This is a genomic window from Streptomyces sp. NPDC090442, assembly GCF_044769405.1.
GTDB lineage: Bacteria > Actinomycetota > Actinomycetes > Streptomycetales > Streptomycetaceae > Streptomyces.
Map to the genome: position 1 here is coordinate 24,147 of NZ_JBIVXW010000041.1, position 12,210 is coordinate 36,356.

11 protein-coding genes are annotated in these 12,210 nt (G+C 71.6%); 7 read left to right on the plus strand and 4 right to left on the minus strand.

The window, feature by feature from the left end:
* The first annotated feature begins 365 nt into the window (after positions 1-365).
* On the plus strand, positions 366-1,643 hold the full coding sequence (locus ACIQU6_RS26655; protein ID WP_403484201.1) for an MFS transporter: 1,278 nt from the start codon (positions 366-368) through the stop codon (positions 1,641-1,643).
* 253 nt (positions 1,644-1,896) lie between these two features.
* Here the strand turns inward: ACIQU6_RS26655 and ACIQU6_RS26660 are convergent, their stop codons facing one another.
* Positions 1,897-2,880, minus strand: coding sequence for a LysR substrate-binding domain-containing protein (locus ACIQU6_RS26660; protein ID WP_403484202.1), 984 nt, complete (start codon positions 2,878-2,880; stop codon positions 1,897-1,899).
* Between the two features lie 71 nt (positions 2,881-2,951).
* Between ACIQU6_RS26660 and ACIQU6_RS26665 the strand changes: the two genes are divergently transcribed.
* Positions 2,952-4,052, plus strand: a complete 1,101-nt coding sequence (locus tag ACIQU6_RS26665; protein WP_403484203.1) for a YeiH family protein — start codon at positions 2,952-2,954, stop codon at positions 4,050-4,052.
* 448 nt (positions 4,053-4,500) lie between these two features.
* On the opposite strand, the gene ACIQU6_RS26670 is transcribed toward ACIQU6_RS26665, so the two are convergent.
* Positions 4,501-5,439: an MBL fold metallo-hydrolase gene (locus ACIQU6_RS26670; RefSeq protein WP_403484256.1), complete on the minus strand. Its 939-nt coding sequence runs from the start codon at positions 5,437-5,439 to the stop codon at positions 4,501-4,503.
* Positions 5,440-5,657: 218 nt separating this feature from the next.
* Here ACIQU6_RS26670 and ACIQU6_RS26675 point away from each other — a divergent pair, with 218 nt between their 5' ends.
* The 3 genes from ACIQU6_RS26675 (at position 5,658) to ACIQU6_RS26685 (ending at position 7,888) form a co-directional block, all read left to right on the plus strand.
* Positions 5,658-5,867 carry a hypothetical protein gene (locus ACIQU6_RS26675; protein ID WP_403484257.1) on the plus strand — a complete coding sequence of 70 codons (210 nt, stop codon included), beginning with the start codon at positions 5,658-5,660 and terminating at the stop codon, positions 5,865-5,867.
* On the plus strand, positions 5,854-7,248 hold the full coding sequence (locus ACIQU6_RS26680) for an amidase (RefSeq protein ID WP_403484204.1): 1,395 nt from the start codon (positions 5,854-5,856) through the stop codon (positions 7,246-7,248). Before ACIQU6_RS26675 ends, ACIQU6_RS26680 begins: the two co-directional genes overlap by 14 nt.
* A 76-nt stretch (positions 7,249-7,324) precedes the next feature.
* Positions 7,325-7,888, plus strand: a complete 564-nt coding sequence (locus tag ACIQU6_RS26685; protein WP_403484205.1) for a TetR/AcrR family transcriptional regulator — start codon at positions 7,325-7,327, stop codon at positions 7,886-7,888.
* A gap of 60 nt (positions 7,889-7,948) precedes the next feature.
* Here the strand turns inward: ACIQU6_RS26685 and ACIQU6_RS26690 are convergent, their stop codons facing one another.
* Entirely contained in the window at positions 7,949-8,533 is a 585-nt protein-coding gene (locus ACIQU6_RS26690) for an isochorismatase family protein (RefSeq protein ID WP_403484206.1), read from the minus strand.
* 128 nt (positions 8,534-8,661) lie between these two features.
* Complete coding sequence (locus ACIQU6_RS26695; RefSeq protein WP_403484207.1) at positions 8,662-10,149, minus strand: MFS transporter; 1,488 nt, start codon at positions 10,147-10,149, stop codon at positions 8,662-8,664.
* Positions 10,150-10,446: 297 nt separating this feature from the next.
* Here ACIQU6_RS26695 and ACIQU6_RS26700 point away from each other — a divergent pair, with 297 nt between their 5' ends.
* Positions 10,447-11,679, plus strand: coding sequence for an FAD-dependent oxidoreductase (locus ACIQU6_RS26700; RefSeq protein WP_403484208.1), 1,233 nt, complete (start codon positions 10,447-10,449; stop codon positions 11,677-11,679).
* Positions 11,680-11,824: 145 nt separating this feature from the next.
* A complete protein-coding gene (locus ACIQU6_RS26705; RefSeq protein WP_403484209.1) occupies positions 11,825-12,190 on the plus strand; it encodes an iron chaperone in 366 nt (121 codons plus the stop codon).
* Positions 12,191-12,210 lie beyond the last annotated feature (20 nt).

Here is a 12,210-nt window from a genome sequence, read left to right on the forward strand (position 1 = left end):
TTCTCACGCACCGGTCCGGCCGGCCGAGAAGCGTCGGGAGACCCGCGACGACACGCACGGAGCCCTCCCCGAACCCGTCTGCTCACTGATCCGTCGGCGACGCCCACGAACCGTGTCGCGTCACGAGTTCCCACAGTTCCCGAACGGCTCCTCACCCGTGCGCACACGCCCGCTCGCCCCCATCACCACCACACAAGCGCCGCGCGCTCCCGCGCACTGCGCTCCCGGACTTCAGGTTGACGGGCCGTTCGCCGATGTCGAGTTGGAGCAAGGGGGACGCGCGCACGGAAAACGGGCAGATGAGGGAGGCGCGGGGCGTCTTGCGGGAACCGGCGGGAACCGACAGGCAGGAGGGCAGCGGGAACGTGCGGACGGCAGGAGGCCGGAGCCTGTGGGCGGCCACCGCGGGGAGCGTGGTCGATACGTTCGACTGGACGCTCTACGCGCTGCTGGTCCCGTACTTCTCCGGCCAGTTGGTCGCGCCCGGTGCGGCGGGGACGCTGGTTTCCTACAGCGGATTCGCCGTGGGCTTCCTGGCGAGGCCACTGGGCAGCGTGCTGCTGGGCCGGTTCGGTGACCGACAAGGCCGCCGGGCGCTCATGCTGCTCTCCATGGTGGTACTGGCGGCCGGCAGCCTCGCCCTCGCCGCCCTGCCCACCGCCGGCCGCTTCGGCGTGGGCTCGGTGGCGCTCCTGGTGCTGGTGCGCATCCTCCAGGGCCTGGTCGCGGGCGCCGACAACTCCACCGTGGCCGCGTACGTGACCGAGACGGCTCCGCCGGGGCGCCGGATGCTCTACAGCGGCATCGCCTACGGCGGCGTGATCCTCGGCACGATGCTGTGTTACCTGGCGCTGGCGGGTCTACTCGCCTACTTCGGGCCGCAGGGGCTGCGCGAGGGCGGCTGGCGGGTCGGATTCGCCGTGGGCGGGCTGCTCGGGTCCGCCGCCGCACTCGTTCGCTGCTGGGCCGCGGAGTCCCCGGAATTCCTGGCCTTCGCCCGCTCCGGCCGCCAGCGCGGGGGCAGAGCGGACGCCCGTTCCTGGCACCCCGTCAGACGCAACGCCACGGCCGTCTTCCTCATGACGGCCGGCCTCACTTCGGGCTACTACCTGACCATCACCTACCTGCCGGAGTACGTACGGCACACCGGAGGAGCGGCCGACGCGCTGAGCACCACGGCGATGGTCGCGCCGCTGCTGATCCTCCTCGTCATGATGGCCGCCACCGGAGCGCTGGCGGACCGGGTCGGCGCCCGGCCGGTCTTCCGCGTCGGCCTGCTGCTCACCGCGCTGGCCACGGTCCCCGCCTACGCGGCGGTAGGCGCAGGGCGCCTTCCGCCGTGGATCGCGGCGACCCTCGTCCTGGCCTGCCTGGCCGGCCCCCTCGCCACCGCCAACGTCTTCTTCGCCCGCCTCTTCCCCGTACCCATCCGCGTGGTGGCCATGGGCCTGCCCCTGACCCTCTCCGTCGCCCTCTTCGGCGGGACCTTTCCTCTCCTTGCCGAAGCCCTGGCCGACGCCGGACGCGTCCGCCTGGCCCCCTGGGTCGCGACCGCCGCCGCCGTCCTCTCCCTCGCAGCCACCCGCCTGGTACGCGAACCGGACCAGGCCCACACCGACCGGGATCGGACTCCGGCAAGCTGACGCCTTGTCCCATCACGCCGGCAGCGGCCGCTTTTGGCCGCAGTGCCCCAGCAGCGCGGGCGAGCAACGGCCGGACGGAGCACGCTCCGCGGGCCAGGCGCGAGGGCGGCCGTGTTGTGCGGAGGGCGCGCCGCGACCCCCGGTCAACCGTGCTGTGCGCAGCTCGTTGCCCGGCCCACCCGGCCCGCCCGGCACAGGACTCGACCGAGGCCCACCAGAAGGTCACCTGCACACCACCTCGGTGTGGCGAGGCTCAGCCGGCGTTCTCCTGCCGTGCCACCATGACCAGTTCGGCCGCCGGTCCCACCAGCCGTCGACCGGTGGGCCAGACCGCGCGCAGATCGCGCGTGAGATCGATGCCCGCCACGTCGACGCCCGTCAGGCGGCCTTCGGCGATGTCTCCTCGGACGGCCAGCTCACTCAGGACGGACGGCCCGGTGCCGGCGATCACCGCGCCACGCACGGCGGCCGTCGAACCGAGCTCGACCAACGGCCGGGCCCGGTCATGGCCGGCCAGGTGCAGGGCGCGGTCCAGGGTCTGGCGCGTGCCGGAGCCGCTCTCCCGCAACACCAGCCGCGTTCGGGACAGTTCCCGAGCCGAGAGCGGCTCGCGGCGTCGCGCCCACGGGTGACCGGGGTCGACCACGACGACGAGCCGGTCCTCGGCCACCTGCCGCGTGGACATCACCCGGGACAGGTGCGGACCCTCGATGAACCCGACGTCGGCCTCGCCCGATTCGACCAGTTCGGGCACGTGCTCGCTGTTGGTCACCTGCAGCCCGATGTACAACTCCGGTCGGCGGCCGCGCAGCTCGCTGATCCAGACCGGCAGCAGGTACTCGGCGATGGTCAGGCTCGCCGCGACGCGCAGTTCGGCCTCCCGCCGGTCGCGCAGCTTGCCAGCTCCGGCGAGCAGCCCGTCCAACTCGTCCAGGACGCTGCGGGCATGTCCGGTGACGACCTGCCCGGCCAGCGTCAGCCGGGAGCCGCGCCGCGTCCGGTCGACCAACACGAGCCCCAGCCCACGCTCCAGCGTCGACAGTCGACGGCTGGCGGACGGCTGGGATATCCGTAGCCGCTCGGCCGCGCGGCCCAGACTCCCCAGGTCGGCCACGAGAACGAGGAGCCGCAGCGACTCCAGGTCGGGTGTGCGCAGGGGGAGGTGAGCGGGAAGGGGAGGGGCAGGGCGATCTGACGTGGGGGAATCTGTCACAGCCGTAGCGTATGTGTCGGTCATACGCCAGGGCTATGAGCTCCTGCTCGATCAAGGGCTACAGAGCGAGCGCGGGGCGGCCCAGAGTGGTGATCATGAAGGACGCCAGCCCCACCCGGTCGGAGACCATCCGCCTGCCCCGCGTTGCCACCGCTCGATGGCGCGGCGCCGCCCTCGCCGACCGGTTGCCCGGGCTCGCCTTGGCCGGCGCCGTCGCTCTGGTTGCGACCGTGCTGGGTCGACTGGCGCCCGTGATCGGCGGACCGGTGATCGGGATCGTGCTGGGCGTGCTGGTGGCGGTCTTGGCGCGGCCCGGCGACCGGATGCGACCGGGCATCGCCTTCGCCGGACGCGGAGTGCTCCAGACCGCGGTGGTGGTACTGGGCGCGCAACTGTCTTTGGGGCAGGTGCTGCGGGTCGGTGTCGGCTCGTTGCCCGTGATGATCGTGTCCCTCGCAGCCTGCCTGGCGGCGGCGTACTTCATCGGACGCCGCCTCGGCGTCGTCCGCGACCTGCGCACCCTGATCGGCGTGGGCACCGGCATCTGCGGCGCCTCCGCGATCGCCGCGGTCACACCGATCATCGGCGCGGCCGAGGCGGAGGTGGCCTACGCCGTCTCCACGATCTTCGTCTTCAACGTCGCCGCGGTGCTGGCCTTCCCCGTCCTCGGGCATCTGCTGGACATGAGTCAGCACGCCTTCGGCCTGTTCGCCGGCACCGCGGTCAACGACATGTCGTCGGTCGTCGCGGCAGCCACCACCTACGGCAGCGGGGCGGCCGACTACGCGGTGGTGGTCAAGCTCGCCCGCACACTGCTGATCATTCCGATCTGCCTCGGCCTCGCCGCCCTCGCCCGCCGACGCGCGCGGATGGCCGACGCCGGTGCCGGCGCCGCCGGTTCGGGGCAGGAACTTCCCGGCCGGGTGCGCGTCGGTCGGCTGGTGCCGTGGTTCCTCGCCGGCTTCCTCGCCCTGGCGGCCGTGAACACCGCCGGCCTCATCCCCTCCGCGGTGCACGGTCCGCTCAGCACGCTCGCGGTCTTCCTGATCACCGTCGCCCTCTCCGCGATCGGCCTGTCCACCCAACCCTCCAAACTGCGCCGAGCCGGCGCCGCACCACTCCTGCTCGGTGGCTGCCTGTGGCTGGTGGTGTCCGTCACCAGCCTGGCCACCCAGTACCTGGTCGACCGCCTGTAACCGCCGCGCGCACAAGGGCGCGCGGCCTTGGCCGGTTGTCGGCGCACTCCCGGGGGCGCCGGCCATAGGGACCAAGCCCCGCGGCAGAGCGCGAAGTTGAGAGCGGCGCATTCCGCATTCCGCATTCGCGGCCGGCCGTAGGGCCGAACCACACGTGTCTCCGGGCACGGAGCCGGACGCGCGGAGTCGGACGCGCGGAGCTGAGCACACGGAGCCGGACGTGTGGGGAGAGATCGGTCGTGTAGGGAGAGATCAGTCAACCGAAGCCGCGCGGCGTAACGGCGGGTACCCGCATCCCGCCCCCGCTCTCCGGCCAACAACGCTATCCACGCGGTCGGCCAGTGGATCGAACCGCACGGATACCGAACTGGAGGAAAGGGTCTGCCTCTTGGCGGTTGGTCGGGGCCGTGTGGTGGCCGCCCCCGGCCTTGAGGCCAGGGAGCGGAGGTCACCCGAGGGCTATGTCGCTCGGCGGGACGGGGGCGAGTCGGTAGGTGGTGCCCGTGGGGACCACGCGGCCGGCGGTGGGTGGGGGGAAGTGGGTGCCCAGGACGAGGGTTTCGTTGCCGGCGAGTGCGGTGAAGAGCGCGCGGCGGGTGGCCAGGGCCTCGGCGGGGTCGATGTCGACGCAGCTGCCGATGGCCGGGTCGGCGAACTGGACGGGGTGGTGGGTGCAGTCGCCGGTGACCAGCGCGGTGGCGCCCTGGCTGCTGATCTCCACCGCGACATGGCCCGGGGTGTGCCCGGGGGTGGGCAGTAGCCGCAGCCCGGTGGCGACCTCGACGCCCTGGGGCGGGACGTCGACGAGATCGAGCAGCCCGGCCTCCTCGACCGGGAGCACCGAGTCGCGGAACATCTGCCGGCGCGGCTCGTCCATCGCGTACCCGGCCCAGAACTCCCGCTCGGCTCGGGAGACCACATAGCGGGCGTTGGGGAAGGTGGGGACCCAGGTGCCGCCCTGCGCCCGGGTGTTCCAACCGACGTGGTCGGCGTGCAGGTGGGTCAGGATGACCAGGTCGACGCTCTCGGGGGCGAAACCGGCTGCCGTGAGGCGCTCCAGGTAGTCGGTGTGGAGGTCGTGCCAGGCGGGGTTGGCGCGGGTCTTGCCGTTGCCGATCCCGGTGTCGATCAGCACGCGCAGGCCGCCGACGGTGAGGGCGAAGCTGTGGGTGGAGAGGCGGAGGATGCCGTCCTCGTCCGCGAAGTCGGGGCGTAGCCAGTCGTGTTCGTCGACCACCTCCGGTGTGGCACTCGGCAGCAGCCAGGGGCCGGTCTCCTGTGGCAGGCGGGTCTCGTCGATGCGGTGGACGGTGAGGTCGCCGACGGTCCACGAGGGGATGGCGGGACCGGTGCGGCCGGCGGTTTCGGTAGTGGGGGGAGTGCGCATCATGCGTCCTTTCCTTCTCGCTCTTCCATGCTCTGTCCGGCTGGTTCGTCGTGCCGGCGTGGAGCGGGGCGCGAGCGGGAAACTAAAAGCAATCCGTTTGCGTTAAGTCGAGAGTAGAGGCTATCGTCGGTTAAAGCAAACAGTTAGCTTTTGATTGTGGGTGTGCCCGCACACCATGCAACGGAGCGACGGAACGATCAGGAGACGCCCCCATGCCTTTGCCTGCCGCCACGCTCACGCCTCCGGAGGCCGCCCGCTGGGCCGCCCGCTCCGGGCTTCCGCTGCCCGACGATCGCCACGACGCGGTGGCGGCCGTCGCCGCCCACATCCACGCCGTCGTCTCGACCCTGCGGGAGCTGGATTTCGCAGATGTCCCGCCCGCCGCTTCCTACCGCGTGGGGGAGGAGAAGTCCGATGCAGCCGCATGAGCTCTCCCTCGCCGCCGCGGCGGACGCGATCCGCGCCCGGGAGCTGTCGCCCGTCGAGTTGGTCGACTCCGTGCTCGACCGCATCGAGCAGGTCGAGCCACAACTGGGTGCCTACGTGACCGTCACCGCGGAGCGGGCCCGCCGCTCGGCGCGCGCGGCGGAACGGGAGACCGCGGACGGCCGGTTCCGCGGCCCGTTGCACGGAATCCCCATGGGGATAAAGGACATGATCGATGTCGCCGGCATGGCGACCACGGCCAGTTCCCGGGTCCGCGGCGGCCATCGCGCGGACGAGGACAGCACGGTCGCCGCACGCCTGGCGGCGGCCGGAGCGGTGCTCGTCGGCAAGACCCACACCCATGAGTTCGCCTACGGACTGACCACCCCTCAGACCCACAACGCCTGGGACCTGAGCCGGACCGCGGGCGGCTCCAGCGGTGGCTCGGCCGTCGCCGTGGCCGCGGGAGCCGCCGGCTTCGCCCTGGGGACGGACACCGGCGGATCGATCCGGGTACCCGCCGCGCTGAACGGGATCGTCGGCCTGAAGCCGACGTACGGCCTGGTCCCGCGGCGCGGAGTCACCGCGCTCTCCTGGTCGTTGGACCACGTCGGCCCGCTCACCCGCACCGTCGAGGACGCGGCCCTGGTCCTGTCCACGCTGGCCGGCCCCGATCCGCGCGACCCCGCCTCTCTGACCACGTCCCTCGCCGAACACCTCCCGCCCAGCGGCACCGATCTGACAGGACTGCGCGTCGGCGTCCCCCGGAACTACTTCTTCGACCGGGTCGATCCGGACGTCGAGGCCGCGGTCCGGCGCGCCGTCGGCCAGTTGGAGGCGCTCGGCGCACGGCTCGTCGAGGTCGAGATTCCCCTGACCCGGTATATCCAGGCGACCCACTGGGGGTTGATGGTCCCCGAGGCCACCGCCTACCACGAGCAGACCCTCCGGACCGCTCCCGACCACTACGGCGACGACGTCCGCATCCTCCTCGAAGCCGGCACGCTGATGCCCGCCGGCGACTACGTACGTGCCCAGCGCGCCCGCACCCTGATGCGCCAGGAGTGGGAGCGCCTGCTGACAGAGGTCGATGTGATCGCCGCCCCGACCGTCCCGATGACCGCCGTACCGGCCGACCAGGAGACGATCTCCTGGCCCGACGGCACGGTCGAGAGCGTCTCGGACGCCTATGTGCGGCTCTGCGCGCCCGCCAACGTCACCGGACTGCCGTCGCTTTCGATACCGGTGGGCCACGACCGGGCGGGCATGCCGATCGGCATGCAGTTGCTCGGGCGGCCTCTCGGGGAGCCCGTGCTGCTGCGGGCCGGCCACGCCTACGAGCAGTCCGAGCCGGCCCGTGCGCTCGCCCCGGTGGCGGCGTGAGGCCGGACGGGCGAGCCGCTCGCGCCCCACGCCCACTAGACGCAAGAGTTTTGCGTTAAGGGCTTAGGGTGATGGTATGAGTCCCCGACCGATGGTGCGCCCCGGTGGCCGCAGTGCCCGCGTCCAGGAAGCGGTCCACACCGCGGTGCGCGAACTCGAAACCGAGCTGGGCCGCGACGCGTTGACCGTGCCGCTGGTCGCCGCACGGGCCGGTGTCACCCCGTCGACGATCTACCGGCGCTGGGGCGATCTGCGGGAGTTGCTCTCCGACGTGGCCGTCGAGCGCCTGCGCCCGGAGTCTCCGCCCGAGGACCGCGGCAACCTCGCCTCCGACCTGCGAACGTGGGCGGAGCACTTCCTCGACGAGATGGCGTCGCCGCCCGGCCGCGCCTACATCCGCGACGCACTGCTCGGCGACCCGGACGGCAGCAACGCCGGCCAGTGCTCCGCCTACGCGGCCGACCAGATCGACGTCATCCTCGCCCGCGCCACCGACCGGGGCGAGCGGACGCCCGACGTCGACGTGGTCCTCGACCACGTCGTGGCCCCGATGATGTACCGCATCCTGTTCCGCCCCGGTCCTCTCGAAGCCGGCTACGCCCACGACCTGGTGGCCGGCCTCCTCGACGAACGGGCGTAGCGGCCGCCCCTGCCCTCCCGGACTTTGGGGGAAGCCAGGGGCAGCCGCCCAACGCCAGGATCAGCCGTGGGTCTTGGCGAGCAGTTCCAGGATCTCCTCGGTGGTGCCGCGCTCGCCGAGGCGGGGGAAGATCCTGCCGATGCTGTGCTGATGGGCGTCCGCGTCCAGGTCGGTCATGGCGTCGGTGGCCAGAGTGAGGTGGTAGCCGTGCTCGTGCGCGGTGCGGGCGGTGGACTCCACGCCGATGCTGGTGGCCACCCCCGTCAGCACGATCTGGGTGACGCCCCGGCGCCGCAGGTGAAGATCGAGGTCGGTGCCGTAGAAGGCTGACCAGTTGCGCTTGGTGACGGTGATGTCCCCCGCGTGGCCGGCGAGTTCGGGCACGATCTCGTCCCAGCCGGCGGGCGGGGTCTGGGAGCGGCGAGGCTCCTCGGTCCGGCCCGGAACCACATCGGAGCCGTCGGGGGCGAAGCTGACGCGGACCAGGACGACGGGCAACTCCCGGGCGCGGAAGGCGTCGGCGAGCTGGACGTTCCGCTCGATCACCTCGCCCAGGGAGTACGGGGCGCCCGGCACGCCCCGCAGGCCGTTCTGCAGGTCGATGACGACCAGGGCGGTCTTGGGGTCAAGGGTGCTGACGGTCATGGTGGGGTCTCTCTCGCTACGTGAACTGCTTGCTGATTGCGTGTACTTGGCTGATTGCTGGTACTTGGGTGTTTCGTGTGGCGTGGGATGGTGCGGAGGCACGGACCTGGGCCGGGCCCGGATGCCGATCAACGGCCGGCCGCCCGACTCCCGGGAGACGAGCCGACGTCATCGGCCTCGGGATCAACATCGGCTGTCGTATCCCCGGACCGGCCGATGCGGTGCAGCGAGCGGTCGGCGACGCTCGCCACCAGGAACAGTGCGGCGGCGACGAGCAGTAGCCAACTCAGGTGGTGCAGGCCGTCGGTGGTGACGCCGTGCCGGAAGAAGGCGGCGTTGGCGGCCGAGGCCGCGAGCGCGCCGAGGTAGGTGAAGGTGCGCAGCAGCCCGGCGGACGACCCCATCCGGGCCGGATCGGCCTGGGCGTACAGCGCGTTCTGATTGGCCAGGCCGTTGAGCCCTTGCGGGACGCCGACGACGGCGGCGATGAGCGCCAGCAGCCACAGGGGGCTTGCCGAGTCGGCGAACAACAGGGCCGTACAGCCGACGAGTTGGACCACCGCTCCGACGACCAGCTTGCCGCGGACCGCGGCGCGCCGGCCGGTGATCGCGGTGATCACCACGGCCACCGCCGACATCGGCAGCAGGAGCAACCCGGCCGCCTTGGCGCTGAGCGAGCGCCCCTCCTCCAGCCACTGGGTGAAGCCGTACAGGAAGGCGTAGGACGTGGTGTAGGCGAGCAGTTGCCGGCCGTAGGTGGCCAGCAGTGGGGCGTTGCCGCGCAGGACCCGGAGGTCGACGAACGGCTCGGGCGTGCGCAGTTCCCGCACGGCGAACGCGGTGCCCGCCGCCGTGCCGAGCACCGGCAGGTACCAGGTGCCGACCCGCGGGTCCATCAGGAACAGCATGAAGGCGGTGAGCGTGGCCGCGAACAGCGCCATCCCGGCGACGTCCGTCCGCCGTGCGGGACGGACGCCGCTGACCTCCTTGAGGGTGGCCAGGCGCGGCAGGTGCAGCGCGCCCAGCACCAGACAGGCGGCGGACAGCGGCACGTTGATGCCGAAGATCAGATGCCAGCCGCCCGCGGAGATCAGCAACCCGCCGACGGTCGGGCCGACGACGGCGATGACCTGACCGCAGACGGACAGCGTGGCGAGGATGCCGCTGGGACTCTTCAGGCCCGTGCGGTCCGATTCGGCGCGCAACAGGAACATCGACGCGGGGTAGGCGGCCGACGTACCGAATCCCAGGAGAACGCGGGAGAGGATCAGTACGTCCAAGGTGGGGGCGAACACTCCCAACAGGCCGGCGATGCCCACCAGTGTGGTGCCGATCAGGTACAGCAGGCGGGGTCCGTAGGAGTCCACCAGCCGCCCGATGACCGGTTGGCCGACGGCGGTGGCGAGGTAGAGCGCGGAGACCAGCCAGGCGGTCTGCGCGGGCGGGGCGCCGAAGGACTGCCCGATGGGGATCAGGGCCACGGCGAGCATCGAGGAGTTGACCGGGTTCAGGATCGTGCCCAGGACCATCGGGGCGATCAACTTCCGGTCGAAGCCGGATCCACCGTGGTCCGCGGTGCGGCGCGCTGCGTGCGGGCGTATGGCGGGTCCCGTCATGCCTGTGCCGCCTGGTCCGGCAGCGTCATCGCCTCGATGAGCATGCGGAGTTGCTCTGTCCGGAGGTCGTCGCGACGTTCGCTCATGCTCTGCACGCTAAATATGTTCAACCTGGATTGTCAATATTGCCTGATCAGGTGGAGTTGGGGAGAGGTGGTGTCGCGGGGCGGTAAAGGTTGACCAAGTGGAAAAGTTGAGCTGTTGCACTTTTGTGCTCGTTGGCCCTACGGTGAAGGAGGAGGCGCTACACCAGCGCCTGCCGAGAGGCGCTACACCTGCGCCTAGGGAAGGGACCCCATGACGACGGCCAATCCACGCATCGCGATCATCGGCGGCGGACCCGCCGGGCTGCTCTGCGCACGCATCCTCCAGAACCACGGCATCGAGCCGACCGTCTACGACGCGGACGAATCCGTGGACTCCCGAGACCCCGGCGGGACGCTCGACCTGCACGCCGACTCCGGCCAGATCGCCCTGGAGGACGCCGGGCTGATGGATGCCTTCATGGCGTTCGCGCGCCTCGAAGGGCAGGCCAAGAGTCGCCGCGACCACCACGGCACCGTGCTCGCCGCGTTCGTCCCCGACGACGGGGACGCGGCCGCGCCCGAGATCGACCGCGGGCAACTGCGGGCCATGCTCCACTCCAACGTGCGCCCCGGGACCGTCCGTTGGGGCCACAAGCTCGTCCAGGCGACACCGATCGACCGCGGGGTGCACCGCCTGGAGTTCGCCAACGGCGCGACCGCCGAGGCGGATCTGCTCATTGGGGCCGACGGCGCCTGGTCGAAGGTGCGGCCCCTGTTGACCGACGCGGTGCCGCGTTATCTGGGGGTCGCCTTCCTCGACGTCCGGTTCGACGACGTCGACGCCCGGCATCCGGAGGTCGCCGCGCTCGTCGGTAACGGGCATCTGTTCGCCACCGACGGGGACGGTCGCGCGGTGATCGTCCAACGCAACAGCAGCGGCGTGGTCCGCGGCTATGTGGCGTTCCGCGCCCAGCCCGACTGGCACGTCCGGGCCGGCCTTGACCTCGCCGACCGCGCGGCCGTCCGGGCCTTCCTGCTACGGGAGTTCGGCGGCTGGTCCGCCGACCTGCGCCCGCTGCTCACCGACAACGACGGCGACTACGTCCCTCGCTCCTTCTGGGCCCTGCCCGCCCCACTGACCTGGGGCCGCGTCCCCGGCGTCACCCTGATCGGCGATGCCGCCCACCTGATGGCGCCCTTCGGCGGCCACGGCGCCAACCTCGCCCTGCTCGACGGCGCGGAACTCGCGCACGCCCTCCACGAGGAGGCCACCGTCGAGGAAGCACTCGCCCGCTACGAGGCGACGATGTTCCCCCGCTCCGGAGAATTCGCCGCGGGCGCCAACGCCGGGCTGGAACGGTTCTTCGCCACGACCCCGCAGGACGCCCCGCACCTCCCGCCGGACCACGCCCAGGAACACCGGAACTACCAGGCCAGGGCGGCGGAGTACCGACGCCGACGGGCCGAGGAGCGGGCCGAGGGGCGAACCGCGCGGCGTGGATGAGGCGGATGCCTGCGTGGTGACGGGCCGTTGGCCGTGGGGGAGTTGGCATCGTGCACCTCACGGCGCCGGTCGGCGTGGGTCGGGCTCGGTGCCGGGGGCGTTGGAAGCCTTGCTCACGATCGCGAAGGCAACATAACCTCTCGGGATGGTGCAAAGTGCCGCGAAGGATGTAGACGGCTATCTGGCCGAGGTGCCCGATGAGCGCAAGGACGCCCTGGTTGAGCTGCGGCAACTGTGTCGCCAGGAGCTGACAGGCTTCACGGAGGTCATGGCCTACGGCATGCCCGCATATGAGCGGGACGGCGTCGCCGAGATCGCCTTCGCCAGCCAGAAGCAGTACGTCTCGTTCTACCTGATGCGCAGTGATGTGCGTGAGGCGTTCGCCGAACGGCTGGCGGGGCAGGACATGGGCAAGGGATGTCTGCGGTTCCGCAGGACACAGGCCATCGACTTCGGTCTGCTACGCGACCTGCTGCGAGCGACTGCGGCCCGGCCCGGCACGGTCTGCTGACGCCGGGCCCGGCGCTCGAC

Bases quoted from the DNA above. Each gene is read 5' to 3' on its own strand.
- ACIQU6_RS26660 (WP_403484202.1), bottom strand. From the start codon at position 2,880: ATGACCGACACATACGCTACGGCTGTGACAGATTCCCCCACGTCAGAT.
- ACIQU6_RS26665 (WP_403484203.1), top strand. From the start codon at position 2,952: ATGAAGGACGCCAGCCCCACCCGGTCGGAGACCATCCGCCTGCCCCGC.
- ACIQU6_RS26670 (WP_403484256.1), bottom strand. From the start codon at position 5,439: ATGCGCACTCCCCCCACTACCGAAACCGCCGGCCGCACCGGTCCCGCC.
- ACIQU6_RS26680 (WP_403484204.1), top strand. From the start codon at position 5,854: ATGCAGCCGCATGAGCTCTCCCTCGCCGCCGCGGCGGACGCGATCCGC.
- ACIQU6_RS26685 (WP_403484205.1), top strand. From the start codon at position 7,325: ATGAGTCCCCGACCGATGGTGCGCCCCGGTGGCCGCAGTGCCCGCGTC.
- ACIQU6_RS26690 (WP_403484206.1), bottom strand. From the start codon at position 8,533: ATGACCGTCAGCACCCTTGACCCCAAGACCGCCCTGGTCGTCATCGAC.
- ACIQU6_RS26695 (WP_403484207.1), bottom strand. From the start codon at position 10,149: ATGACGGGACCCGCCATACGCCCGCACGCAGCGCGCCGCACCGCGGAC.
- ACIQU6_RS26700 (WP_403484208.1), top strand. From the start codon at position 10,447: ATGACGACGGCCAATCCACGCATCGCGATCATCGGCGGCGGACCCGCC.
- ACIQU6_RS26705 (WP_403484209.1), top strand. From the start codon at position 11,825: ATGGTGCAAAGTGCCGCGAAGGATGTAGACGGCTATCTGGCCGAGGTG.